Annotated in this window: 18 protein-coding genes; 7 read left to right on the top strand and 11 right to left on the bottom strand. The window is 61.1% G+C overall.

What is annotated here, in order from left to right:
* Positions 1 to 1,122 precede the first annotated feature (1,122 nt).
* The 4 genes from SAC06_RS02775 to SAC06_RS02790 are packed head-to-tail and all read left to right on the top strand — an operon-like array spanning position 1,123 to position 5,509.
* Positions 1,123 to 2,385 carry an ABC transporter substrate-binding protein gene (locus tag SAC06_RS02775; RefSeq protein WP_350258691.1) on the top strand — a complete coding sequence of 421 codons (1,263 nt, stop codon included), beginning with the start codon at positions 1,123 to 1,125 and terminating at the stop codon, positions 2,383 to 2,385.
* An 8-nt stretch (positions 2,386 to 2,393) separates the two neighbouring features.
* Positions 2,394 to 3,329, top strand: a complete 936-nt coding sequence (locus SAC06_RS02780; protein ID WP_350258692.1) for a sugar ABC transporter permease — start codon at positions 2,394 to 2,396, stop codon at positions 3,327 to 3,329.
* A complete protein-coding gene (locus SAC06_RS02785) occupies positions 3,319 to 4,206 on the top strand; it encodes a carbohydrate ABC transporter permease (protein WP_350258693.1) in 888 nt (295 codons plus the stop codon). The genes SAC06_RS02780 and SAC06_RS02785 overlap by 11 nt, the downstream gene beginning before the upstream one ends.
* A complete protein-coding gene (locus SAC06_RS02790; RefSeq protein ID WP_350258694.1) occupies positions 4,196 to 5,509 on the top strand; it encodes an alpha-L-fucosidase in 1,314 nt (437 codons plus the stop codon). The genes SAC06_RS02785 and SAC06_RS02790 overlap by 11 nt, the downstream gene beginning before the upstream one ends.
* A gap of 344 nt (positions 5,510 to 5,853) precedes the next feature.
* Here the strand turns inward: SAC06_RS02790 and SAC06_RS02795 are convergent, their stop codons facing one another.
* The 4 genes from SAC06_RS02795 to SAC06_RS02810 all read right to left on the bottom strand — a co-directional run bounded on the left by SAC06_RS02795 (position 5,854) and on the right by SAC06_RS02810 (position 10,589).
* Positions 5,854 to 6,882 carry an ABC transporter substrate-binding protein gene (locus SAC06_RS02795; protein ID WP_350258695.1) on the bottom strand — a complete coding sequence of 343 codons (1,029 nt, stop codon included), beginning with the start codon at positions 6,880 to 6,882 and terminating at the stop codon, positions 5,854 to 5,856.
* 47 nt (positions 6,883 to 6,929) lie between these two features.
* On the bottom strand, positions 6,930 to 7,931 hold the full coding sequence (locus SAC06_RS02800) for an ABC transporter permease (protein ID WP_350258696.1): 1,002 nt from the start codon (positions 7,929 to 7,931) through the stop codon (positions 6,930 to 6,932).
* Positions 7,931 to 9,466: a sugar ABC transporter ATP-binding protein gene (locus tag SAC06_RS02805; RefSeq protein ID WP_350258697.1), complete on the bottom strand. Its 1,536-nt coding sequence runs from the start codon at positions 9,464 to 9,466 to the stop codon at positions 7,931 to 7,933. The genes SAC06_RS02800 and SAC06_RS02805 overlap by 1 nt, the downstream gene beginning before the upstream one ends.
* Positions 9,467 to 9,587: 121 nt before the next feature.
* Positions 9,588 to 10,589: a LacI family DNA-binding transcriptional regulator gene (locus tag SAC06_RS02810; protein WP_350258698.1), complete on the bottom strand. Its 1,002-nt coding sequence runs from the start codon at positions 10,587 to 10,589 to the stop codon at positions 9,588 to 9,590.
* A 327-nt stretch (positions 10,590 to 10,916) separates the two neighbouring features.
* On the opposite strand from SAC06_RS02810, the gene SAC06_RS02815 reads away from it, so the two are divergent.
* From SAC06_RS02815 to SAC06_RS02825, 3 genes are all read left to right on the top strand, one after another.
* Positions 10,917 to 12,572 (top strand): hypothetical protein, encoded by a 1,656-nt coding sequence (locus SAC06_RS02815; RefSeq protein WP_350258699.1) that lies wholly within the window; start codon positions 10,917 to 10,919, stop codon positions 12,570 to 12,572.
* Between the two features lie 8 nt (positions 12,573 to 12,580).
* Complete coding sequence (locus SAC06_RS02820; protein ID WP_350258700.1) at positions 12,581 to 12,991, top strand: RbsD/FucU family protein; 411 nt, start codon at positions 12,581 to 12,583, stop codon at positions 12,989 to 12,991.
* Positions 12,992 to 13,152: 161 nt separating this feature from the next.
* A complete protein-coding gene (locus tag SAC06_RS02825; RefSeq protein ID WP_350258701.1) occupies positions 13,153 to 14,181 on the top strand; it encodes a LacI family DNA-binding transcriptional regulator in 1,029 nt (342 codons plus the stop codon).
* Between the two features lie 55 nt (positions 14,182 to 14,236).
* On the opposite strand, the gene SAC06_RS02830 is transcribed toward SAC06_RS02825, so the two are convergent.
* The 7 genes from SAC06_RS02830 to SAC06_RS02860 all read right to left on the bottom strand — a co-directional run bounded on the left by SAC06_RS02830 (position 14,237) and on the right by SAC06_RS02860 (position 26,094).
* Positions 14,237 to 16,696, bottom strand: a complete 2,460-nt coding sequence (locus tag SAC06_RS02830; protein ID WP_350258702.1) for a thiamine pyrophosphate-dependent enzyme — start codon at positions 16,694 to 16,696, stop codon at positions 14,237 to 14,239.
* Positions 16,697 to 16,713: 17 nt separating this feature from the next.
* On the bottom strand, positions 16,714 to 18,084 hold the full coding sequence (lpdA, locus tag SAC06_RS02835; RefSeq protein ID WP_350258703.1) for a dihydrolipoyl dehydrogenase: 1,371 nt from the start codon (positions 18,082 to 18,084) through the stop codon (positions 16,714 to 16,716).
* Positions 18,085 to 18,098: 14 nt separating this feature from the next.
* Complete coding sequence (locus SAC06_RS02840; protein WP_350258704.1) at positions 18,099 to 19,499, bottom strand: dihydrolipoamide acetyltransferase family protein; 1,401 nt, start codon at positions 19,497 to 19,499, stop codon at positions 18,099 to 18,101.
* 24 nt (positions 19,500 to 19,523) lie between these two features.
* Positions 19,524 to 20,276 (bottom strand): DeoR/GlpR family DNA-binding transcription regulator, encoded by a 753-nt coding sequence (locus SAC06_RS02845; RefSeq protein ID WP_350258705.1) that lies wholly within the window; start codon positions 20,274 to 20,276, stop codon positions 19,524 to 19,526.
* A 259-nt stretch (positions 20,277 to 20,535) separates the two neighbouring features.
* Entirely contained in the window at positions 20,536 to 21,090 is a 555-nt protein-coding gene (locus SAC06_RS02850; RefSeq protein ID WP_350258706.1) for a hypothetical protein, read from the bottom strand.
* Between the two features lie 965 nt (positions 21,091 to 22,055).
* Positions 22,056 to 23,705: an alcohol dehydrogenase catalytic domain-containing protein gene (locus SAC06_RS02855; protein WP_350258707.1), complete on the bottom strand. Its 1,650-nt coding sequence runs from the start codon at positions 23,703 to 23,705 to the stop codon at positions 22,056 to 22,058.
* 28 nt (positions 23,706 to 23,733) lie between these two features.
* Positions 23,734 to 26,094 carry an SDR family NAD(P)-dependent oxidoreductase gene (locus SAC06_RS02860; RefSeq protein WP_350258708.1) on the bottom strand — a complete coding sequence of 787 codons (2,361 nt, stop codon included), beginning with the start codon at positions 26,092 to 26,094 and terminating at the stop codon, positions 23,734 to 23,736.
* Between the last annotated feature and the right edge of the window lie 13 nt (positions 26,095 to 26,107).

The raw sequence follows: 26,107 nt of genomic DNA on the forward strand, positions 1-26,107 counted from the left end.
GCGGTGTTTAGGGCCAGCTAGCTTCCACCGTGGTTTCCATCCAAACTGACTGATTTCCGCTCTTCCATTCCCCGATATTGGCCGGCCCCCCGGTCCCGTATTTAGCCGAGTATGCAGGTGATACGAATGGCGGAGCCTGCTGGTGCCATCCCGGATCGACAGCACGGATGAAGAGCTGATCGGGCGTTTGGGGCATGTTCGTCAGGATGGCCCGGCGCGGGTGAGGGGCAGCCCCACAGATGCCCGAGCAGCGTAGCCCCAAGTCATATCTGACTGGAGTTGAGCTGCGGTACCCGTATGTTAGACAAGACAGAGGCAAGTGCGAAGCCTCGACTCTAAGCACTGAGCCCGTTTCGGATAGGTAGAACCACCTGGTCGGCTGCTCAAAATCTGCTGCCACAACCCACCAGATTTGTCATGACAACAGCCGCATCGAAGGTTGATTGGGGGTGAGTACGGGCGAAACTCGCCGATTGTGCTGAGTTCAGGCAAGGTCGGATTGCGGCGTCGACCAAGAGCTCCTGTTGCCGCAAGTTGCCGCCAGGATTGGTGCTAGATGACTCTGTCGGTCGGGTTAGATAACAAAATGATGTCGGTATATGGGTAAACCATTGACATAGTGATGCCAAAAGTTCTAACATCAGAGAAATCGATTTCCTGACCAAGGAAGGAGGTTCACATCCGTTGGGATGCGGCCGAAAGCCTGAGAGCGTTCCCGCGGTGTCCATTGGTAGAGTCCGGCACAACCACTAATTGACCTGCATAAATGCACATATCCGTCCGTGGCGAGTGCGTCTGCCCGCCATTGGGGGGTGTGTCTGATGACGATAGTTTATTGAGTGTCTCGGACACGAAAATATGCTGTAAACAAGATGAGTTCGATCCTGTCGTTGACGACAAATAAAGCCGAACCTACGTAATGTTCAGACAAATAGATCAGAAGTCATTCAACGCCGATCTGGACCAGAAAGCGCGCGGTTCCAAGGAATCTCAGTAGTGGCGAACCTGGGCGCGAAAGGTTCTGGTCTAAGCGGTGGGCTGGTCTGAACGGACGGAATGGCATCGAAGCCGATTCCGTCCCAGCTAGGGAAACCTAGCTGAAGGCAATCAAAGGAGAGAAGCATGAAGATCAAGCAAGCAGCAATAGGAATTGTTGGGGCCAGTTTGGCCCTTGGGCTGGCCGGCTGTGGTGGCTCCAACTCGGGAGACCAATCGGGTGCGTCGGGCGGCAAATCGGGTAGCTCGGAGCGAGCCAACCAGATGTACACCTGGGTCTCGAACGAATCGGACCGCGAGCAGTGGGAGACGTTTATCTCCGGGGTGCAAGAGAACGGCGATCCCGACTTCTCCATCACGTTGGAAGGCCCTACCTTCCAGGAATACTGGACGTTGGCAAAGACGAGAATGGCCGCGTCAGATGCACCTTGTATCCTCACCACCCAGGCCGCCCGGGCACAGGAGCTGGGATCCCTCCTGGCACCTCTTGACGATCTGGCCAAGGAAGCAGGGCTTGATTTGGGTCAGTACAACCAAGCCATGATGCAGGGGATGACGGTGGATGGGACAGTTCGCGCTATTCCTTACGATGCTGAGCCCATGCTGATGTACTTCAACCGGGACATGTTCAAGGCTGCTGGACTCGAGGACCCTAGCGTCAACTACACCACCGAGCAGTTCATCTCGGATGCCAAAGCGCTGACTGACGGGGATGTCTACGGCACGTCGGTCGGACCGGACCTAACCTACCCATACCTGCCATTCTCCTTCGCCAATGGACATGCGCCGGTGAAAGAGGGTGAACTGGACCTGACGAATCCGGACTTCGTCAAGGATGTACAGCAGGTCATGGACATGGTTTCGGTGGATGGGATCTCAAGTGCGCCCAACCCGTCGGACAACGATGAGGTGTCGCGCCAGAACTTCCTGGCCGGCAAGATTGGGATCATCGTCGACGGGCCGTGGTTCTACTCGACCATCAAAGATGGAGCTAGTTTTGACGTCGGGATTGCCGTGCCTCCATCAAACTCCGGTGACTCAATTGGCCTGATCCAAGGTTCCGGGTTTGGCATTGCCGAAAGCTGCCCGGACAAGGAAGCTGCCTTCGCCAACATCATGAAGATGACCACTCCTGAGGTGGTTGGGTATGTGGGTGAGCACCGGGGGACCGTACCTTCGATCGACTCGGCACTCGACGCCTGGGCAACCGGAAAACCCGAAGCCGATGTCGAGGTGGTGAAAGCGCTCCTGGCCAATGGCCTCCCGCTGGTTACCACCCCCACCTGGAATCAGGTGGTTACCCAGTTCCAGCAGTATTCACCTGAAGGAGCCCGAGGGGATCGCACTGCTCAGGATATCCTCGAGTCCATTGAAAAGTCGGTTGGCTAGGAATAGCGATGACGGCTCAAAGTAAGGCCGTCCCGAAGGTGGAATTGCCGGCAAAACCGGCCGGCAACTCCACCCGCCGGGAACGGATACTGGCGCTTTTTCACCTGTTCCCTGGGATGGCGGGGTTTCTAGTCTTTATTGTGATCCCGCTGATCGGGTCTCTGGTGATCAGCCTGTACAAGTGGCCCCTGTACGGAGAGCGCGAGTTTGTTGGCATTGAAAACTACACCCACCTCCTTGGGGGCGGGGATCCGGTCTTCTACACGGTGTTGCTGAACACCGCCATCTTTGCCATTGGCTACACCGCACTGAACTTGGTGCTGTGCACCGGTATTGCCGTGTGGCTCCATTCACTGCCCACGTGGGCACCTTTTTTTCGGGTTCTATTCTTCATTCCTGTTGTCACTCCGATGGTGGCCAACGCTCTCATTTGGAGGTTGATGCTGCAGGACAACGGGGTGGTGAACTCAGTCCTAGCCAAGATTGGGATCGAGGGCCCATCCTGGCTTGGTTCCGGAGGCTGGGCGATGGCGGCCCTGATCATGATGTCGCTTTGGCAGGGGGTTGGCTACAACATTGTGGTCCTAGCAGCAGGGCTCAACAACATCAACCCTTCAGTAATCGAGGCAGCCCGCCTCGATGGGACCGGCACATGGAAGCGGTTCTGGAGAATCACCTTCCCGATGCTTTCTCCGTCCCTGTTTTTCGCCAGCGTGATGACGGTAATTGGTGGGTTCAAAGTGTTCACCCAGCCCTACATGTTGACGAAAGGCGGTCCGGGCGATGCAACCAACACGCTGGTTCTCTCCCTTTACCGCTCGGGGTTCTCCTACGACAAGCTCGGCCTTGCTTCCTCGATGGCCTGGGTGCTTTTCGTTATCGTGATGGTCTTCACCGCCCTGCAGTTCTTGGGCCAAAAGAAGTGGGTGAACTATGACAACTAGTCTGTCTGAAACGCGTATCTCCACCGCGTCTGTCGATCCGGTTCCGATCCGCCACAAGCACTCAATTGGGACTGTCGTTAGCAAGACCCTCCTAGCCATCTTTGGGTTCGTCTTCTTCATTCCATTTATCTGGATGTTCCTTACTTCCCTAAAGCCGTCCATGGAGGTGTTGCTGGGTGGCGCCGACCCGTTCGGCTCTTCGATCGTCTGGAGCAACTACCAGAACGTGTTTACGTCGATACCATTTGGTCGGATCCTGCTGAACACCTTCTTTATCGCCGGGGTTGGCGCTGGGATTGCCGTCCTCGTATCAGTGTTGAACGCCTATGCGTTCGCGCGACTGAAGTTCCCTGGGCGCAGCGTGTTGTTCTTCATCCTGGTGGCAACCCTGATGTTGCCGGTGGAAGTGTTGGTGATCCCGCTCTTCATCGGAGCCAACGAGTTGGGGATGATCAACACCTACTCAGCGGTGATCCTTCCCTTCGCGTTTGGAGCCTTCGGGACGTTCCTGCTCAGGGAGTTCCTGCTGTCGCTCCCGGCTGACTATGAGGAAGCAGCCCGAATCGATGGGGCCTCGCAGTTTCAGTTGCTGTGGCACGTGATTGTGCCGCTGCTTCGCGGGCCCATTTCAATTGTTGGAGCCTTCGCGTTCATCGACTACTGGAACAACTTCCTCTGGCCGTTGATTATTATCACCGACCCGAGCAAGGCCCCGCTGCAACTTGGGTTGTCCATGTTCTCAGGCGAACGAGGGACCGATTGGGGCCCGCTGATGGCGGCCTGTTCGGTTGCGGTGCTGGCCAGCCTCGTGATCGTCATTTTGATGCAGCGCCAACTGGCAAAAGGAATCAACATTGGAGGTTTTGGTGGCAAATGAGCAAATGGCTTCCGGAGCGGAAGCGGAGCGTTGGGCTGCGTTGAAGCACCCACTTCCAGACTGGTTCAACCGGACCAAGCTGGGCTATTTCATCCATTGGGGTCCATACTCTGTGCCGGCCTGGGGTGAACCCATTGCTGAACTAGGGACCATCCCCCCGGGCGAGTGGTACACCCACAATCCGTACGCTGAGTGGTACTACAACACCATCCGGATTCCGGGCAGCCCCGCGCAACAGCACCACCAGGAAGTGTATGGGGGAGCCCCCTACGACGACTTCTTGGATCAGTGGAAGGCAGAAAACTTCGACCCCGAGCAGTTAGTGGGCCTCCTGGCCGAAGGCGGTGCGGGGTACCTAGTTCTCACTACCAAGCATCACGACGGTGTTTGTCTGTGGGATGCGCCTGAAACTGGCGATCGGAACACGGTGCGCAGAGGCCCGAAGCGAGATCTGGTCGGCGCCTATGCGCAGGCGTGCCGGAATCACGGAGTTCGGTTTGGCACGTACTACTCAGGAGGGTTGGATTGGTTCGTGCGTCCCACCGATCCGATTGGGCCACATGAGTCATGGCACTTTGAGGGATTGCGGCCGTTGGACGCAGAGTACGCGAGCTATGCTGCCAGCCATCTGCGAGACCTAATTGAGCGGTATCAACCGGACGTGCTCTGGAACGACATTGAGTGGCCTGATGCTGGGAAGAACTTCAGCTCAGATGGAATTGGGCGGGTGTTTGAAGAGTATTACGCTGCTCACCCAGATGGCGTAGTAAACGACCGGTGGAATGTGCCTCATGCCGACTATCTGACCAGTGAGTACCAGCATCTGCTTGACTCTGAATCAGCTGAGGCCTGGGAGAACTGCCGGGGACTCGGCCTTTCGTTTGGATACAACCAGATGGAGGGGCCAGAGCATGCGCTTTTGGCACCCGACGCCATGAAGCACCTGGTGGATGTGGTCACGCGTGGAGGACACCTGCTGTTGGGTGTTGGGCCAAAAGCCGATGGCACGCTTCCGGAGTGGCAAGAACAGATCGTCCGCAACATTGGGCGTTGGACAGGGCCGATGGCTGAGCTCCTGGCTGAGTTGGAGCCAACCAAAGTGAAGCCGGACTTGGAACTGGGTGACACTTGGATCCGATTCGGAGACTGGAATGGGCGCATGGTGGCTTTTGTGGATGCCGATCAACCTGTTCCCGTTCCGGCTGGTTCACAGCTCCTCTCACCTGCTTGGGCGAACTTGGTGGAAACGGAGTTGACCATGGATCCGGATCGGCCGGGTCCGGCGGTCATTCAGCTGCCATAAACTAGACAAACAGAAGTTGAGGCCCCTCCGACGCGAGGGGCCTCAACTTGTCTGCGGGGTTCATCTGATTGCGGACAGATTTGCCGGCTGAGCCAAGGTGGTCGACTGGGTCGAGGCCCCTCGCGATGGTGGCAACCGTTGGGGGAGTGACTTTGTTCGGTCGGTTGGCCAAGGTTGCCCGGACCAGGGCGCGCTGCCCCGGCCGGGCCATGTTTGCCAGGTCAAAGGTGGGGCAAACATTGGTGGAGCAATCACCCATGGATCCAACACCAAGATGAGCCACAAACCAGAGGCCCCGCCCCTGCCGAAGCAGGAGGCGGGGCCAGAATCTGAGGACTTACCCTCTACTCGTAGAGGACAGCGGCGATCTTCTCGTCGTCGATGTTGTCCTTGGTGTAGAAGTAGAAGCCCGGGTCAATGGTCTTCTCCAGGGTCTCACCGTTGATGGCAGCGATGGCGGCCTTGACCGTCTCGTAGCCGATGCCGACCGGGTTCTGGGTCACGGCGCCGTACATCAGGCCTTCTCGGATCGCGTCGGTCTGAGCCTTGCCGGAGTCAAAGCCGATCAGGACCAGGTCGCCAGCCTTCTTGCCAGCTTCCTTGTAACCCTGGACCATGCCGATGGCGGAGCCTTCGTTGGAGGCGTAGATGCCAGCCAGGTTCGGGTGGGAGGAAATCATGGCCTTGGTGATATCTGCGGACGTGGCCTGGTCGCCGTTGCCGTACTGGATATCAACGATCGTGATGTCAGGCTCGTTCTCTTCCATGTAGTCCTTGAACCCATCGCGACGACCCTGACCGGAGCCGGAGGTCTGGTCGTGGACGACCATGGCGACCTCGCCCTTGTGGTTGATCTGCTCAGCCATCTGCTTGGCGGCCTCGGCCGCAGCGGCATGGTTGTCGGTGGCGACGGTGGTTACCGGGATGTCGGATTCGACGCCGGAGTCAAAGGCGATAATCGGAATCCCGGCTGCCTGTGCCTGCTCCAGGAGGGGAATGGCGGACTGCGAGTCGAGGGCTGCCAGGCCGATTGCACTCGGGTTCTTGGCGAGCGCGGTCTCAAGCATGGCAATCTGCTTGTCGACTTCAGTTTCCTTGTCCGGGCCCTCGAAGGAGACCGTGACGCCGAACTCTTCAGCCGCCTGATCGGCGCCAGCCTTCACTGCCTGCCAGAACTGGTGCTGGAAGCCCTTGGAGACCAGGGCGATGTAGGTGTCGGAGTCTGATTCTCCGCCGCCCTCGGACGCACTGTCGCTCTGATTGGCGTCGTCCGAGGCGGGCTTGTCGTTGCTGCCTCCGGAGCCACACCCGGCGAGGGCCATGGCCGCAACGGCGAAGCCAGTGGCAAAGAGGCCGATCTTGGTTCGTTTCATTACTACTCCTTAGTAGTTGTTTCCTATTTGGTTGGAAATCTGATTGGTTAGTTGGCCTTGTTGCGTCGGCTCTGGTCCAGGTAGACCGCCAGGAGGATTACCAGGCCGACTGCGACTGACTGCCATTCTTGGGGGACGGTGATGATCCGCAGACCATTGGTCAGGACCGCCATGATCATGGCCCCGATCACGGTTCCGGTGATGGAACCCTTACCGCCACTAAGGGACGTGCCGCCGATAACCACAGCGGCAATGGCCTGTAGCTCAAGTCCCATCCCGCCAGAGGGCTGGGCCGAGTTTAGGCGTGAGGCCTGCAGAATGCCTGCCAGGCCGATAAACAAACCGGAGAAGGTGTAGATCCAGATTTTCCACTTGGTCACGTTGACCCCGGAGAGGGCGGTCGCCTTCTCGTTCGAGCCAATTGCAAAGGTGTAGCGTCCAAGCAGCGTCTTAGAAAGGACAAACCAGGAGAAGACCATCATCAGGATAAAGATCAGGACGCCGAGGGGGATGCGAGTCCCGGGGATAATCGGCACGTTCATGATGTCGGCGAACCCGGGTGTGTCATTGAAGTAGATCGGCTTGGTGCCCGAAATGACCAGGGACAGGCCCTGCGTAATCATCATCATGCCCAGGGTGGCAATGAACGGTGGAATGTTCAGCACGGCTACAGCGAAACCGTTGAGAAAGCCGACGATAGCGCCGACCGCGATGGTGGCGATAATGCCGAGCCAGAGCGGCCAACCCCAATAGGTCATGAACACCCCGGCCATCACGCCGCAGAAGATCATGGCGGTCCCAACTGACAGGTCGATTCCGCCGGTGACGATCACGAAGGTGACGCCGAGGGAAAGGATCCCGGTCACCGTGGCCGCCATCAGAATGGTGGTGATGTTGCTCAGGGTCATGAAGTTGGGGCTCATGAACGAGAACACCACCGTAATGATGATCAACGAGACTAACGCCAGCATCTGTTGGAGTGAACCGGTCCACCTGCTGGTCTTCTTGTCCTTCGGGTCGATCGAAGTCTCGAGTTTGGCCGTCGACATTATGCCACCACCTTTTTAGCGTTTGAAGTCGCGTGTTCCATGATTTTTTCTTGCGTAGCGCCCTCGTTCGGCATGATCGCGGTCAGTCGGCCATCGTTCATCACGGCGATCCGGTCAGCGACCCGAAGGACTTCCGGTAGATCTGAGGAGATCACGATGATCGTCTTCCCCTGCCGGGCCAGGTCATCCAAGAGCCCGTAGATTTCTTCTTTTGCTCCCACGTCGATCCCGCGGGTTGGCTCGTCGAAAATGAGGACGTCGCAGTCCTTCAAGAGCCACTTGGCAATGCCCACCTTCTGCTGGTTGCCCCCCGAGAGGTTCCCGACCGTCTGGTTGATGGACGGGGTTTTGATTCGGAGGATGTCCACGTATTTGCGGGCGGCATCGGCAATCGGCTTGCGCTTGACGACGCCTGACTTCACGAAAGCTGGGAGTGAAGGAAGGGCGATATTCTCCTTCACGTCCTGTTCAACCAGAATGCCCAGTTGCTTGCGGTCCTCGGACAGGTAGCCGATCCCGACAGCGGCCGCATCGGCTGGGGTGCGGGGTGCGATTACCTTCCCGTGCAGGGTGATGGTCCCGCCCGAGCGGCGGTCGGCACCGATTAGGGCCCGGGCAATCTCAGTCCGCCCGGCTCCCATCAGGCCGGCAAATCCGAGGATCTCGCCTGACCTGGCTTCGAAGCTGACATCTTGGAGAAGTTCCTCGGTCGAGAGTCCCTCCACCTTGAGAACGACGTCGCCGGCCTCGTGCTGGTGGTGGACCCGCTGTTCGGCAGCGATCTCTCGACCCACCATCAGCTGGATGACTTCCTGCTCGGTGCAGGTGGCCGAGATCAACTCGCCGGCGTTGGCACCGTCGCGCAGAACCGTGACGCGATCTGAGATAGCGGGAATCTCCTGCATCCGGTGCGAAATATAGATGACCCCGGTCGTGGGGGAGACAAACCGACGGATCAGGTTGAACAGGGTCTGGACCTCGGCCTCGTTCAGGGCCGCCGTGGGTTCGTCCATGATCAGGATGCGCGAGTTGAAAGAGAGCGCCTTGGCGATCTCAACCATCTGCTGCTCAGCCACCGACAGGTTCTCAACCAACTCGCGCGGGTTCAGCGGCAGGTCCAGGCGCGTCAGCAGTTCCTTAGCCTTCCGGTTCTGCTCGCGTTGCTTGAGGTATCCGCGGGATGTGAACTCGCGCCCGAGGTAGATGTTTTCCGCTACCGTCAGGTCGGGCATCAGGTTGAACTCCTGGTGGATGATGGAGATGCCCAGTTCCTGTGCGTGCTTCGGGGATGATGGTTCAAACGGTTTCCCCTCGAAGAAGAAACGTCCCTTGTCCGGGGTGTAGATTCCGGACAACAACTTCATCAAGGTGGACTTACCTGCGCCGTTCTCGCCCACTAGGGCCAACACCTCGCCGTGTTTCAGGTCGAGGCTGACGTTGTCCAAAGCGAGAACGCCGGGGAACTCCTTAGTTGCCCCCTCGATCACCAACAACCTGGATTCGTCTGGTGCGACATCCTGCGGCTGTTCGCTCATACTTAACCCCTTCGTCAAATCTTTGCTTTCTGTCGTCGTCGACATGCAGAAATCGATTTCTCGAACCTTATCGACTGCGTGAACACCGTGTCAAGCGTTCCGAGTCCCCGTAACTAAACTGTTATCCTTTTGCTCCATTCCGAAGGGAGGACTTCCGGATGATCAGATTTGTTGAGAACTCAACGTATCGCGGCGGGATGGAGCTGTCGACCTCTAGTCGTTCGATCAGCATCCGGGCTGCTTGTGCCCCTATCTCATAGGGTTGCTGCTCCACCACCGTGAGGGGTGGATCGATCAGTGGGGCCCAGGGAGAATCGTCGAAGCAGACCATGCCCACATCCCGACCGGGACGAAGGCCCCTCCGCCTCAGTTCGTCGATAATCCCTAGTGCCAGCGGCTCGTTGGCTGCGAAAATGGCATCTGGAGGAGTGGGGGAGTCCATCAATTTTTGGGCTGCCACCACCCCGCCGAGCGCATCAAAAGTGGAGAATTCCACCACTGGGGTAAAACCCAATTCAGCTGCGGCTTTTCGGTATCCTGCTGCGCGATTTGCGGCTGTTTCAATATCCGCCGGACCGGTGCAGCAAGCAATTCGTTTCCACCCCTGGTCGGCCAGGTGTCGGGTGGCATCATAGGACCCCTCGACCGACGAGGAGACGACCGTGTCCACCCGGGCGTGAATCCTCCGGTCGATTGCGACCACCGGAACGTCCTGGTCGAGCAGCTGAGAAATATCGATTTCTGGATCGTGGGGACACAGGAGGACCCCGGCGACCTGCTGCATCTGTGACACGGCTAAGTAACGATTCTCCTTTTCAGGATTCTCGTCAGTGTTTCCCAGCAGAACCGAGAGACCGGCTTCCTGGGCCACATCCTCCACGCCGCGCGCAATCGCCGTGTGGAAGTTGTTGCCGACGTCGGGAATGATCAACGCAATCACGTCGGAGGTCTTCTTCCGCAGATTCCGGGCCACGCTGTTGGGGCGGTACCCCAGCTTTTTCGCGGCCCGCTTGACCCGCTCCACGTACTCTGGCCCCACCGAGGGGTGGGCGTTGAATGCGCGTGAGACGGTGGCCGGGGACACTCCGGCCTCTCGGGCCACATCGCGGATAGTTACAGCCATTGACGAACCTCGTTGATCGGTCGAACTGGTGCCCCTAGTAGACCACATGGGAAATCGATATATCAAGTGGTGGGGCACTTATGCGCAAATCGTGGCGCCTGACACGTCGGGAAGCCTCCGTCGGTGGCGGACGCGCGCGCGGGTTTTCCAGCCGTAGCTGGGGGCTTAACTCCACCTGCTGAGCCGAAGATAGCCGATCTCGGTCACCTCGCCCGCAAGGTCAAAAGTCCTGACGATGGGAGTCTCTCGAAAGCTATTGACCGTGGAAATCGTTTTCTGTAGCATGGCTGTACCTGCCAACTAGTTGACGAAGGAGTCTTTGGAATAATGGCTAAAACGTATGATCTTCCGCAAGCGACGGAGCGGCCAGCGGCCAAGCCGAACACCGTCTACCTGGTAGCCAGTGGCGACTTGCGCGAAACCACCAATCGGGCCACCTGGGCCACTCAGCAAGAGATGGAGCGCCAACTGACCCGCGCCATCAACGAATGCGGGTGGGAGGTTGAGCGCGCCCACTCCTACGATCCGGAAAAGAAGCACGGCTTCATTGACCATCAGCGCCTGGGGATGGAGATCTTCAAGCACGTCCCGAAAGATGCTCCCCTGGTGGTCGCGGAGTCTGTCTGGCAGTACTCCCACCACATTCTGCACGGGCTCAAGACCCACCGGGGCCCGATCCTGACCGCCGCTAACTTCGATGGAACCTGGCCCGGCCTGGTGGGGATGCTGAACATTAACGGCTCCCTGACCAAAGCGGGGGTTCCCTACTCGACCATTTGGTCCATCGATTACACCGATCAGTGGGCGGTCGACAAGATTCGTGAGTGGCTGACCACCGGCCACATCGTCCACGACGCATCGCACATCAAGCAGTTGCCCTCGCGGGAAAACCTGCCCGAGGGCGAAGTGGCCCTGGGCGACGCGGTGGCGGAGCAACTGCGCGAAGACAAGGCCATCATCGGCCTGTTCGACGAGGGCTGCATGGGGATGTACAACGCCATCATCGACGACGAGATGATGAACCAGCTGGGGATGTACAAGGAGCGTCTCTCTCAGTCCGCGCTGTACGCCGAGATGCTGACGGTGTCCGACGAGGAAGCTCAGGAAGTTTTCCAGTGGCTGCTCGACGAGGGGATGACCTTCCAGTTCGGTACCGACGAAGAGACCGAGCTGACCGAAGCGCAGGTACTGTCGCAAGCCAAGATGTACATTGCGGCCCTGCGGATTGCTGACGACTTTGGGCTCGACGCGGTGGGTATCCAGTACCAGCAGGGTCTGAAGGACCTGGTGCCGGCCTCCGACCTGGTGGAAGGTCTGTTGAACAACGAGCACCGGCCCCCGGTCAAGAGCCGCGACGGCTCGCGCGTCCTCTACGAGGGGGTGGCGCTGCCCTGCGCGAACGAGGTGGACCAGGGAGTGGCAGTTGACGCCCTGATCACCAACCGGGTGTGGAAGTCCATGGGACTCGACCCGGCCACCACCCTGCACGACCTGCGCTGGGGTGACGATTTTGACGGTGAGTTCGTCTGGGTCTTCGAAATCTCAGGCTCCGTCCCCGCCTCGCACCTGCCCAACGGCTACAAGTCGGCCAGCTCCTGGCGCCAAGATCCCGTCTTCTTCCCCCTCGGCGGCGGCACCCTGCGCGGGACCTCCAAGGCCGGTCCAATCGTCTGGTCGCGCGTCTACATCGAGGACAACCGGCTCAAGGCCGATCTGGGCGTGGGCAAAGCGGTGGATCTGCCCGACGAAGAAACCGAGCGCCGGCTGAAGGCCACCAACCCTGAGTGGCCGATCATGCACGCGGTCCTGCCCGGCGTCTCCCGCGACCAGCTGATGGCACGCCACAAGGCCAACCACCTGAATGTGGCCTACGCTCCGGATGCGGAGACCGCCGCTCGTGCCCTGGTGGCCAAGGCCGTTGCCCTGCAGGATTTGGGCGTGGAAGTCTTCGTCGCCGGCGACTTCGACGTGCCGCAGGACTAGGGGGAGCCATGCTCAAAGGAATCAACCCGATTCTGAATGGCGATCTGCTGGCTCTGCTGGACCAGATGGGCCATTCCGACACCGTGGTGATTGCGGACGCCCATTTCCCGGCCTATCGCATCAGCGATGTGGTGGTGGACGTGGCGCAGGGCTCGCCCGAGGTGACGGCAGCGGTCTGCTCAGTGCTGGAGCTGGACGATGTGAACGCCGTTCAGCTGATGGACTCGGAAGGGCAGGCGCTCGCGGTGCAAGACGAGCTGGTGGCCGCCGCTGGAAACCCCTCGGCCGATCGGGTGGGTTTGGTGGAGCGGTACGCGTTTTACGAGGAGGCGAAGAAGGCTAACTTCATTATTCGCACCACGGAGACGCGCATCTATGCCAACGTGATTCTGAGCAAAGGTGTGACACCCAGTAGCTAGATAGGCAGGCGCGGCCGGAGCCGAGGAGGAGTTCAGTTGATGAGCTTCACCTCGGCTTCAGGTCGTTCTGGGGGGTGCTCTGGCCAGAACGGCCGAATATATGTAGCATTCTTAGGGTAAACCCCTAGGCAGGCGCGTTACTCGGCAGTGAGAAGGTGAACGTGGCAGACAGACAGCGCTCGGTGAGCACCAAGGACGTGGCTGCCCTCGCCGGGGTCTCAATTGGGACCGTCTCGAACGTGCTGAACGCCCCGCACAAGGTGGCGGAGGCAACGCGGCTGCGGGTGAACGGGGCGATTCGCGAACTTGGGTGGGAGCGAAATGAGAACGCTCGCCAGTTACGGGCGGGACGCTCAAATACGATCGGCATGCTGGTCCCAAACCTCTACAACCCGCATTTTGCCGAGCTTTTTCACGGGGCTGAAGAGTTCCTCTACGAACGCGGATTTATCGTCAACGTTTCCAACGCCAACGAGCTGCCCGAGCGGGAAGAGCTGATCCTGGATCAGTTCCGGCGCCAACGTGTGGGCGGGGTGATGATGGCCCCGGTGGGGGCAGCTATGGCTTCAGCCGCCAACCTGATGGAACGTCAGATCCCCGTGGTGCTCCTGGACGAGGCGAACAACTCTGAGTTCTCGGGCGTCGGGAGCGACAACTTCACCGGCGGGCTGCTGGCCGGTCACCACCTGATCGATCAGGGCCACCACCGGATTGCCTTTGTGGGAGCCAGCGAGCGGTTGGTGCAGGTGCGCGATCGCCTGCGGGGGTGCCAGGTGGCGGTTCAGGCACACCCGGGCGCGTCGCTCCGAGTAATCTCCACCGCTCAGATGGATCCCGAGGCGGGACGCCGAGCAGCTGAAGAGGTACTGAAACTGGACCTGCCGTTCCGCCCGACCGCAGTCTTTTGTGCCTCGGACCTGGTCGCCATGGGGTTCTTGCAGGGGATGACGGCCGCGGGCCTGCGGGTCCCCGAACAGATGGCCATCATCGGGTACGACGACATTGATTTTGCGGCCTCGGCCGCGGTGCCGCTGTCTTCCATCCGTCAGCCCACCCATCAAATGGGCCGGGAGGCCGCCAGTTTGCTGCTGGGCGCTATGAACGCCATCTCTCAGACCGGCGAGATGCCCCGGATCTCGAAACTGTTCAACCCGGACCTGGTGGTGCGCGAGTCGACCCTGCGGTCCTAGCTAAGCAAAACCGCCGCCAGCAGAAGGTTGCTAGCGGCGGTTCGGCTATCTGTGGCTAGACGCCCAAAGCACCACGGCGGATGGCCTCACCGGACGTGTAGTTGGCGGTGGGGGTGTGCCCTGGCAGTGGCACAATCCGCTCGTTGATGGCATCCAGGATCCAGCTTGGCTGCGGGAAGAACAGGTCTTCCAACTCGGGCGCGGGGGTGACGTGATTGCGAGCGCCAACAACCACCACCGGAGCGTCCAGGTCATCGAAGGCCAAGTTCTGGACGGTGGTGGCCACCGTCTGCAGGAAGTTACCGCGCTCAACCGCATCGGAAGCCAGGACGAGTCGACCCGTCTTCTTGACGGAAGCGAGCAGCTTCTCGTAGTTCAGCGGAGCCACGAACCGCAGGTCAATCACCTCGGCGGAGAGGCCGTACTTCTCTTGCAGTTCGTCGGCTGCCTCCAATGCCCCGTACAGGGTGGCCCCAAGGGTGGCGATGGTCAGGTCGCTGCCCTCCCGGCGGATGGCCGGCTCCCCTTCGGGAGTCTCGTAGTACCCTTCGGGAACCCCGTCGGCTTCGAACTGTTCACCAATGTCGTAGAGCTTTTGCGACTCCAGGAAGATGACCGGGTCGGTCCCGGACAGAGCCAGGTTCAACATGCCCTTCGCGTCGGTGGGGGTGGTCGGGAAGTAGACCTTCAGTCCCGGGATATGCGCCACCAGGGCCGACCAGTCCTGCGAGTGCTGAGCGCCGTACTTGTTGCCCACGGACACGCGCACAACCAGCGGCATCTTCAGCTCGCCGGCCGACATGGACTGCCACTTGGCGGCCTGGTTGAAGACCTCGTCCCCGGCGCGGCCCAGGAAGTCGCAGTACATTAGCTCGACGACGGCTCGGCCTCCGGAGAGGGCGTAGCCGACCCCGGAGCCGACGATGGCCGCCTCGGAAATTGGCGAGTTGAACAGGCGCCGGTAGGGGAGCAGCTCGGTCAGCCCGCGGTAGGCAGCAAAGGCGCCGCCCCAGTCGCGGTTTTCCTCGCCCCAGGCGGCCATGGTGGGGTCGATCGAGAATCGGTGGGCCATCGCCTCGAAAATGCCGTCGCGGAACTGGTACATCTTCAGCTTAGAGACGGGCTTGCCGTTTTCGTCGGTGGCCCGGCGAATCTTCTTTGCAATGGCTTTGACCCGGGCATTGTCAGCCAACGGCTCGTTCAGCTCCGGGGTTTCCCCGTGGCCGAAGGCCTCCACCTTCTGGTTGGAGAGCATGACTGACTCAATGTACTGCGCATCTACCCGGTCCAGCTTTGAGTCGTCCACCGAGACCTGCAAGACGTTGGTCAGGCGCTCCTCAATGCCGGCGCGCAACTCGTTCACCTGGTCCATGGTCAGCGCGCCGTGATCAACCAGGCGAGCGGTAAACGCGTCGATGGAGTCGATCTCCTGGAAGGCTTCGACTTCTTCCCGCGTCCGGTAGGAGGAGGCGTCGGAGGGGGAGTGGCCGGCGAACCGGTATGTGATCGTGTCCAACAGGACCGGGCCCTCGCCCGCCAGCAGCAGTTCCTTCTTCCGGCGCATCGCGTCGGCCACTGCCAGCGGGTTGAAGCCGTCCACCCGTTCGGCGTGCATGGCCTCGGGGTTGACCCCGGCGCCGACCCGGGCCAGCATCCCGTAGCCCATGGTCTCACCGCTGGTTTGCCCACCCATGCCGTAGAAGTTGTTGAAGAAGTTGTACATGATGGGCGGGTTGCCACCGTCCTCGGGCCGCCACAGCTTGCGGTACTGATCCATGGCGGACATCATCATTGCTTCCCACACCGGGCCGCAGCCCATGGAAGCGTCTCCGATGTTAGCGACCACAATGCCGGGCTGGCGGTTGATCCGTTTGAACAGTGCCGAGCCGGTGGCGACCGGAGCCGAGCCGCCAACAATGGCGTTGTTGGGCATCGAACCAAAGGGAGAGAAGAACGCGTGCATGGAACCGCCCATGCCCCGGTTGAAGCCGGCCTTGCGGGCAAAGATCTCGGCCAGGGTCCCAAAGAGGATGAAGTTGTCGATCAGGTCGGCCTCGCCCTGATGGGGGATCTGTTCGGCCCAGTGGAGGGTATCGCCACCGAGGAACGAAGCCATGATCTCCTGCACCTTCTGGGGTCCCAGCTTGCGAGCGGCAGAGAAGGACTTGGCCAGAATCTCGCCGTGCGAGCGGTGCGAGCCGAAGATGAAGTCATCCGCATCCAGCTCAGCGGCCTGGCCAACTACGGCCGCTTCCTGTCCCATGGACAGGTGAGCCGGGCCCTTGTGGTTGTACTCAATGCCGTTCCAGCCGCCCTGAGTTTTGATCGAGTTCAGCATGTTCTCGAAGGTGCGGATGGTGATCATGTCTTTGAGCATGTTCACCAGGCCGTCTTCACCGTAGCGCGCGGTCTCTGCCTTCCAGTCGGGCTGGTAGGCGTTGACCGGGATAGGCGGGGTGAGGATCTCGCCGGACTCGCGGACCTTCTTCGGATCGATTTCAAGTTGCTTAGCCATCTTGTGTAAATACCTTCCTAGTCGCGCACAGCCCAGGCGGCTTCGCGGATTCCTTCAGAGACGGTGGGGTGGGGGAAGACGACCTGACGCAGGTCGTCGACCGTGAACTCGGATTCGAGGATGCCGGCTGCTCCCCAAATGGTTTCGGGGGCGTAGGGGCCGAGCATGTGGATTCCCAGGACGGCCCTGGTCTGAGAATCTGCGACCAACTTGACCGCGCCGGGAGCTTTCAGCCCGTTCTCGGCCACGAACCGACCCGAAAGGACGAGGGGGACGGTAGCGCAGGTGACGTTGTGGCCAGCTGCCTTCGCCTCAGCCTCGGTCAGTCCGACCCCGGCCGCTTCCGGCATGGAATAGACCGCCCACGGGACCGTGTGCGAGCGGAAGCGTTGGCCGCTGGCGGTCGCAGCCTGCGGATCCAGAATGTGAGCGGCAACAATGTCTGCCATTCGGTAGGCGGCGTGTGCCAGCAGACTCTTTCCGGTCACGTCGCCCACCGCCCAAACGCCGGGCAGATTGGTCCGGCAGTACTCGTCGGTCTTCAGACCCCGCGGAGTGAAGTCCAGGCCGGCCTCCTGGGCGCCCCAGCCCTGCAGGACTGGGCGGCGGCCAACAGCCATCAGGACCAGGTCGGCGGGGGCCGTCTGTTCCTGCCCATCGCGGTCAGTGTAGACGACGTTCGAGCCGTCGATTCGCTCCACCTTGCACCCGAGTCGGAAGGTGACGCCTTCGATCCCAGCTCGCAGTTGGGCGGCCACCTCGTCGTCCATGAAGGGGACGATTTCGGGAAGCATCTCGATCACCTCGACCTGAGAGCCAAAGGCCGCAAAGAGCGATGCGAACTCAACGCCGATGACGCCCCCGCCAATGACGGCGAGCCGGGCCGGGACTTCGGCCACCGCCAGCAGGCCGGTAGAGTCGACCACCTTCGGGTTGTCCTTGGCCCCGGGAATTGGCGGCATTACCGGTTCTGAACCGGTAGCGACGATGACATGGTCGGCAGTTTTCTCGGCCCCGCCAATTTCGACGACGCCGGGACGAACCAGGTTTGCGTGAGCTTTGACCACCTCGACCCCAGCCCGTTTCTCGGCTATGCCGACGCCGCCGACCAGAGTTTTGACGACTTCAGCTTTCCAGCTTTGGACCGTGGTCCAGTCGAACTCCACGTTGGTAGCGGTAACACCGAAGCGGGCACCGTCCAGGGCGTGCCGGTAGAGCTTGGCTGAGTTCAAGAGGGACTTTGTGGGGATGCACCCGACGTTCAGACAGGTGCCGCCCAGGGACTCTCGTTCGGCGAGCAGCACTTTCTTGCCCGCGTGCCCAAGTCGTTCGGCTGCCAGGTATCCGCCCGGGCCGCCTCCAATGATGATGACGTCGTAGTCACTCATACTGTCTTGCCTTCCTAGCCCAGAACCGTGAGCTCGATGTTAGCGATCGCCTCGGAGAGGTCTTTGAGGAACCGGGCCCCGTCGGCCCCGTCGTACGCTTGGTGGTCCATGGTCAGGGAGAGCCACACGCGGTTCTCAATCCCAACCGAGCCGTCCGCATTCAGCTTGGGCCGAGGGGTGATAGCGCCAACACCCAGGATGGATACCTGCGGCGCGTTGAGAACCGGGGTGAATGCTTCGATCCCGAACGACCCCAGGTTGGTGACGGTGAAAGTTCCGCCCGCCAGGAGTGTCGGATCCAGGTCACCGTCAATTGCACCGTAGGCCACCCGCTTGGATTCGCTGGAGAACTGACGCAGGGTCATCGCCTCGGAGAAGCGCACGGTCGGAACCAGCAGTCCGCGGGGGGTGTCGACCGCAATGCCGAGGTGGACCGAGTCGAAAGTGGTGAGGGTGCCACCGTCCAGGTGAGCGTTCAACGCTGGGTAGCGGACCAGGGTTTTGACCACCGCATAGCCGATCAAGTCGCCGATAGTAACCTGGTTCAGGCCCAGGTTCTCGGGGGCGTTCTTCAGCTTCTTGCGCAGCGCTAACAATCCGTCCGCCGGGGCGGTCGTGTCCAATGTGAGCTGAGCCGAGTTCTGCAGCGAGCTCATCATCCGCTCGGCAATAACCTTTCGGACTCCCTTGAGTGGAGCTTGAGTGAAGGCTCCGGGGAAGTCTTGGTCGGTGGTCGGGCTGTTGGACTGGCTGGCCGTAGCGGGTGCGGACGTTTCCTCAGTCGGGATGGAGGCCAGATCCGCGCGGGTGACGCGGCCGCCGATTCCCGAACCGGTACGACCGGGCACGAAGCCGTCGGCTTCCGCCCGGGCCCCTCGGGTTAGACCTGGGCCAGCTGCGATTGCTGCCTCGACGTCGCGGGCAATGACGCGGCCGTGCGGGCCGGTCCCTTGCAGCTTGTTAGCGGCCACACCCTGGGAGTAGGCCAGGTTCCGGGCGCGCGGCGAGACGGGTGAATCAGAGTCCGAGACTCGGGCGCCCGATTGCGGTGAGGTGGGGGCAGCCAACGTTGGCGCCTCCGAAGCGGCCGGGTCGGACAGGTCGGGTGCCTCATCGGTGGAGTCGGGCTCGGAAGCGGCGCCGGCATCGCCGAGCAGAGCCGGATCGACCGTCTCCCCCTCCTCGCCCACGACGGCGATTGGCTGTTTGACGGGCACATCGTCGCCCTCTTCCGCCAGCAAAGCCAGGACGACACCGGCTACGCCGGCGGGAACCTCCATGCTGGATTTGTCGGTTTCAATGGCACACAGCAGTGTGTTCTCATTGACCGTGTCACCCACCTGAACCAACCATTCGCTGATCAGACTGGATTCCACGGAGTTGCCCAAGGCGGGCATAACCACGATTTCTGCCATGAGAGTTCCCTTCGCTCTACGTTGTCAGACGGTCTGTACCACGGGGACAGACCCTTCAAGCACTTCTTTCGATTCGGATCCCAGACCCGTGTCGGTGATGATCCCGCTGAGATCATCCATCTCGAGGACATTGACGAACCCGGCCCGCCCGTACTTGGACGAGTCGGCAACCATCCAGACTTCTTCGGCCTGCTTGGCCATGGCAGCGCTCACAGCGGCTCCCTCGGCGTAGCGGGTAGTGATGCCGCGATCGGCGGTGAACCCGTCGGTGCAGACAAATGCCAGGCGCGCATTGAACTTTCGCACCATGCTGAGAGCCGTGGGGCCGACCATCGACTCTGTCTCTCGCATGAACTGACCGCCGGTAAGCAAGATGTCTAAGTCGCGGTTGGCTCGGGCATAGGTGAGCAGCAAAAGCGAGTTGGTCACGATCTGCACGCCGCGCCGACCTGTCAGGTACTTCGCGATCAGAGCGTTTGTCGTGCCGGCTTCAATCATGATGCGATCGTCGTCGCGCACCAATGCGGCGGCGGCCGCCGCGATCCGCTCTTTCTGAGCTTCATTCACTTTGACCCGGTCCAACACGTTCAGCATGGAGGTCGGTTTGGCACCGCCCCAAGTCCGGGACAGCAGACCTTGCTGTTCCAGCGCCTTCAAGTTGGCTCTGATGGTGACTTCGGAGACTCCGAGGTCGCGGGACAAAGCGGTGACCGAGAGGGACCCATCTTGGGCCAGCAGATCGAGGATGTAACGCTCTCTCTCACTGCGTTCGCTCATCTTTGATACTCCTTTTCGATTACTTACGATTCTACCGATTCTCGACATTATTTCGCAAGGGATTCATAACAGCAGTTTTTGTGGTGTGCAGGTCATTCTACTGGCGAACCCCGCCTCGAGTGGGACATAGGTCTGATGTTGGCCGGGCCTCAGCCAGTTTTCGGTGCGAGTCACGTGCGAGGTAGGCAAATGAGAATCGAAAGTGGGTGAGCGATGGGGGCCGGAGGTACCGGCTCGCGGGCAGTCAATTGATGTTGGGCTACAGCTGGCGCGAAGTTCTTGAGGTTTCTGCCCACCAACGCCCCCAGTGATTTGGGGTGTGAACGCCGAGTGACTCCAGAAATGCTTTCACCCGCAATGTCGCGGTGCGAGGGGTGCTGACCTCCCTGAGCTCGACTCTGAGAATGTGCCAGCCAGCTTCAACCAGGAGGCGCTGACGCTCCATAAACTGGTGACGCTTCCCGTCAACCTTCGAGTAGCCATCAAACTCAAAGAGCGCCTTGAGATTAGGGAGCGCTACGTCGACGTAGTAGCGCCGCCCCTGGATTGTGATGGGCCACTGGCAGGCGATCTCATCTCGAAGAGTTGAGCTTTCCAACAGTCCGTGCAGAATCCAGAGGAGGAAGCCCTCTCCGGGCGACTCGATTGCCCCGTCGGCGGCCTGTAGCACAGACAGGCCTTGTTCCTGGTGCCATGGATTGCCCTGGTGTCGAGAATCGTCGGCCAATTCCTGTTTCAGGATCCTGCACACTTGGGTAGACTTGGCGCGCTCAAAACGGTTGTACTGCGAAAGCTCCCGGAGGATCGAGCTCACTGCGACTACCGCATGGAATGGGACCAGGTTCCGAGCAACGTCTAGTGCGAGAGATGGGAGTGTTGGCGTCCAGATCTTTCCAACTTGCTCGACCTCAGCCGGTGCAGACTTGGTTCGAAGCTGACGTTCCGTGACAGCCCCGATCTTCATTCCCCGCACGTTAACCAGCTGGAGCTCTCGAGGTGAGGGGTGACTGGTGACCCCTTGTCGGCGAAAAGTGATGTTGGGGGTGTTGTTCCATATTTGCAGGCCTCGAAGGAGCAGGGCACATTCCAGCGTCATGATTGGGGGCTCTTCTGATTTGCTAACTGCAGTAGTTGACAAGGCTCGAGCGACGGAGATTGCCTGTCTGACTTGCCAAGCTTGGCAGGTGGCAGGGAGGAGGGTGGCAGGTAGGTAAACTCCGCGCCGGATCCGAATCAGGCTCTCCTGTCGAATCAGTGCGTTGTCTATCCGCGCACCGTTGGATTTCTGATACATGAGGTCGTCCAAGTTCAATGTCATGCATCTAGTAAGGCACCGGATCGAAAAACTATCACTGCTGCAGGTGAACTGTGGAAAACTTGGGGCGATTCCTGGACGGGTTCCTCGGGTTGGTAAGCGGAGTGAGCCGTGGCCAGATGGGAACTGTGGCAAACGTGTCTGAACGCTGGCAAACGTTGGGGGTTTCGCCTGGTTTGGGCGTGTGGGTGGTGGTTTTGCCAGCGTTTGGGTATGTTTGCCAGTCTTCTGCCACGATCCGACAGGTCGCACCGGCAAATGTTGGTGGATCGATGAGTTTTGGACTCTTCGGCCCTCGTGTGAGGGGTATTTGGGAGCTCCGCCACCCCGAAACCGCCACCCCAAAACCGCCACCCCGAAACCACCAACCCAAAGGCCCCACCTCGCGGACCAATGGACGTGAGGTGGGGCCAGCTGTCCCGGGGAATCCCCGAACTAAACGGTTTCGGCCGACGTCGCCGAGCTTAGCGGGCGACCTGCAGCAGCATCTTTTCGGCCGCGCGGGTCCAGTTGCCATCGACCATCTCGGCCGCTACCTCGGGCAGAACCTCAGCCATCTCCGACAGTTTGACGACGCCGAGCTCTCCAAGCTGCGGGTAGACCATGATCTTGCCGCCCGAGGTTCGGTTCTCGACCATCGAGAGCGCCTCTGACACGCCGGCGATACCCGACACCGCCCAGAGGGACACGTTGGTGTCGATGATCCCGGCTTCCAACTTCTGCTTGATCTGCACCATGTCCACGATGCGCGAGCCAGAGGTGCCGGTCATGTAAATGCCGTCTCCCACCATCTTGTCGGTGTCCAGTTCAACCGAAGTGCCGATCGGGAAGCCCGCGAAGGCGTTGACGATGGCGCCCGGGGCGGCGATCTCCACCGCCTGAGCCACCAGGAAGGGGGCCGGCACCATGACGGCGACATAGTCGTACCCGGGGACCAACGGCTGTTCCTTCGAGTTCCGGAACGTGGCTGGCACCTGGTGTTTGATCGCGGCCGGGGCCACCACCTCTTCCAGCCGAGCCAGGCGGGCATCGTCGACATCCACCGCATCCATCGTGATGTCGGGAACCCCGGAGACCACAGTCAGCATCGAGTGCATCAGCCCCATCGGGCCGGCCGCGCCGACAATGGCCACCTTGTTCCCGGGCCGAATCTGGGGAGTCGCCGGAATCCGCCGGTAGCCATCTGCAGCCGAGTTGCCGCGAGTACCCGTGTAGCGGATCAGGTCGTAGTGGATCCGGCCCACGTCCACCTTGGTCGGGCGCGAAATCCGCTCTCCGCCCAGAACCACGTTCAGGATCCCCTTGGCGGGCAGCATCGTCTCTAGCTGTTCGATTACGTCCGGGTTGGCCCCAAAGTAGATGATGTCGTCGAACTTCTGCTCGCCCAGTTCTTCCAGGCTGGCGGCGGTGGTCGCGCCGGGGTAGTCGGCCCCAACTGCGGTGACTGCGCCCGGGGCCGAGTCGGCCACCAGTTCTTCGACCCCGTCAACCTGTTGCCCGGCTCCGACCACCAGCAGGAGTTGACCGCCAGCCTTCAGCTGCTGGCGCTCGGTCCAGTGGTAGGCGGCCTGAACGCAAGCCCACGGCTCAATCAGGGCGACGGCAGAGGCCGAGGGGGCGTCAGAGACCGGAATCAGGAAAGACTCGCCGGTCACCGGATCGGTGATTACCCGCTCGTCCATCACGACGTACTGCTGCAGGGCCCCGTCAAAGTTGTACCCAAAGGCAGCGTTGGAGGCGGCCGTCGGCAGGTGCCGGTAGTCGGTCTGAATCAGGAAGCGGTCACCTACCTTCACGTCGGTGACCTGTTCGCCGACTCGAACGACGGTGCCAACCGGCTCGTGACCGGGAACCACCGGGAGGGAACCGGGCTGGTAGGAGGGGATTTCAGCCAGTTCGGCATCGGTCAGCCCAGCCACGACCTCGCTCTTGCGCGGGTGGTGGTCAAAGGCGTTGATCAGTTTGATGTCTGAGAAGCAGATCCCGCAGGCCTCCACTTCGACCAGAATCTGCTTGGGCCCAACCTCGTACATTGGTTTGGCGGGGTTGACAATTGCTTCCTTCACGCCTACGAACTGCACGGCGTGCTGCGTGGGGGGAATCTGCTTGCTCATGATTGCTCCTTAGGGTCAGTTAGCCGAGTCAGTTCAGCATGTTCTGGCCGCCGGTGACGGGCACCGCCTGGCCGGTTTCGTAGTCTTGGTCGACGATGTAGTAGATGGCTTTAGCCAGGTCGGCCGGCACACAGCCCCGATTCATCGGGACTTTGGCTTCGTAAAAGGCGCGGACTTCGTCCACGGTGGTGGCGCCGGGGACCTTGCCTGCCGCCAGGTACTGGACGAACAGTCCGCGTTCCGGGTCCATCCACAGCGGCCCGTCCAGGTAGTTTCCCGGGCAGATGGCGTTCACCTTGATGCCGTGTTCGACCAGCTCCAGGGCAAATGATTGGGTCAGTCCAATCCCCCCGAACTTCGAGCCGGCATAGGCGAAGTTCCGCTTGGACCCCTCCAGGCCGGACTTGGAGTTGATCTCGACAATGTCGAACCACAGGTCGGGCCGAACCCGGTTCTGGACGGCCATGATCGGGGCTGCCGCCTGCACGCAGAGGAAGTAGCCGCGATAGTTCACCGAGGTGACCAGGTCAAACTCGCCCACCGGCTGGTCCAGGACCGAGCCGGCGCGCAGCACGCCAGCGTTGGAGACGAACACGTCGATGCCCCCGAACAGCCGGCAGACTTCGGCGACGAAACGCTTTGTCGAATGCTCATTCGAGACGTTCACCGCCAGGGCGACGGCCCGCCCGTCTCCGTGTTCGGCGCAGAGACGATCCGCTTCCTGCTGGGCTTGGGCTACGTTCAGGTCCGCCAGCACCAGCGAGGCCCCCTGGGTGATCAGCTCCTGCGCGATGCCCAAGCCGAAGCCCTGGGCCGCGCCGGTCACCACCACCACTTTGCCGGCGAGGCGACCCGTGCCCGATGTGTCAGGGGTGGCGTCGGCCGCCTCGGTGGGCTCAATTTCGGTTTCCGAGCCGGTGGTCAGGCGTTGGAGGAACTGTTGCATCCGGGCGCTGGCGGTGGCCAGATCCGAGCCGGTGGCCAGGGCCAGTTGACCCGGGAGAGCCACGATTGCTGGGCGCTCCTGGCCAAGCTGGGCCAGCGTCTGCTCGACCAAATCTTGGGTTGGGTCCAGCTCCAGCACCAGTGCGCCGGCCGCGGCCAGCTCCTCCGCCTCGGCTGCTCGAACGGCCGGGGCAGTGGACGAGGTGACCACGGGTAGCCGGTCCCCCTGGGCCAGGGCCCCGCGCAGTGCGGGCGCCACCCGGGTGAGGATCAGCCGCTCGGCCGCCTCGTCCCGAGCCAGAAGCCGCGCGCCGAGCCGGGCCAACTCGACCGGGTCCCCGACCACGCGGCCGGTGCGATCCACGTATCCGGGCCGGCCCTGGCTGACCAGATACTGGTGGGCGGCGATCACGCAGGCGGAATCGAAGAAAGCTTGGCGGGCATAGTCAGAGACCGGCCCGTCCACGCAGGCAGGCTCCAGCGGAATCTGTTCGGGCGTGTTGTGTTCGGTGCCGGCGATGACCAGTAGGCCGGCTTCGGTGAAGGCCCGGACATAGCGGTCCACGCAGGCCGACGTGTTGCGGATGGGGATCAGCTCCGCCATCTGGATTCCGCGTGCCCGCAGGCGCTGGGCCAACTCGGGGGCAGGATCCTCGAACGGGCAAATGGGACTGGTGCCGTCAGCCAGCGTTGGGTAGACGGGGATCCCGTCCATTTCCAGGATGTACTCGTAGGCCTCATCGAAGCTGAGCGGCACCTCGGGGGCAAAGCCGGGGGTGCCGGTCTTCAGCAGCCGGGTGCGGACCTCTCCCTGGAGGGCGGCGGCATCTTCCAGGTCCACGGTCGGCTCGATCCCGCCGTAGAGGCGGGTGAGGATTCCGTGTCGTTCCAGTTCCGGCAGGGCGCTGATTACCTGCTGGAAGGCACTGGCGATGTGGCGCTCCTGCAGGGAAACCCACTGCGCCGGCACCCCGGCCCGGTCCGCGACCGCCTCGGCGATGGATTCCGGTGTCAGTCCGGTGTCCAGGCCGTTTTCGGCGCACCAGGCGGCCAGCTGGTTGACCATGGCCGCGGCGCGTTCGTCATTGCCGGTTCGAATCTTGTCGGCGATTTCCTGGGCGCGGGCTGACTTGACCTTGAACGGGTTGATTCCTTTGCCGCACAGGTACATCCGGCCCGGGTTGGACGGGTCGTTGACGCGCACGCCCTGCTCGGCCAACTCGGGCACCAGGGTGATGAACTCCAGGCCGTAGAGCGGGGTGATCCCGGCTTGGGCGGCTTGGTCGCGGAACAGTTCGTAGACGCTCTGGTCGTAAAAGTTGGAGATCCCGATGGCGGCCACCTGCTGGGCGCGCCCGGCTTCGACCGCCTCAGCCACCGTGGCGTAGGCGGAGAAGTTGGGTGGGAAGTGAACGTGAGTGTTGACGATGGGTGTGTTGGTCATGAGGCTTCTCCCT

Origin of the sequence: Scrofimicrobium sp. R131 (genome assembly GCF_040256745.1) — a bacterium.
Lineage (GTDB): Bacteria > Actinomycetota > Actinomycetes > Actinomycetales > Actinomycetaceae > Scrofimicrobium > Scrofimicrobium appendicitidis.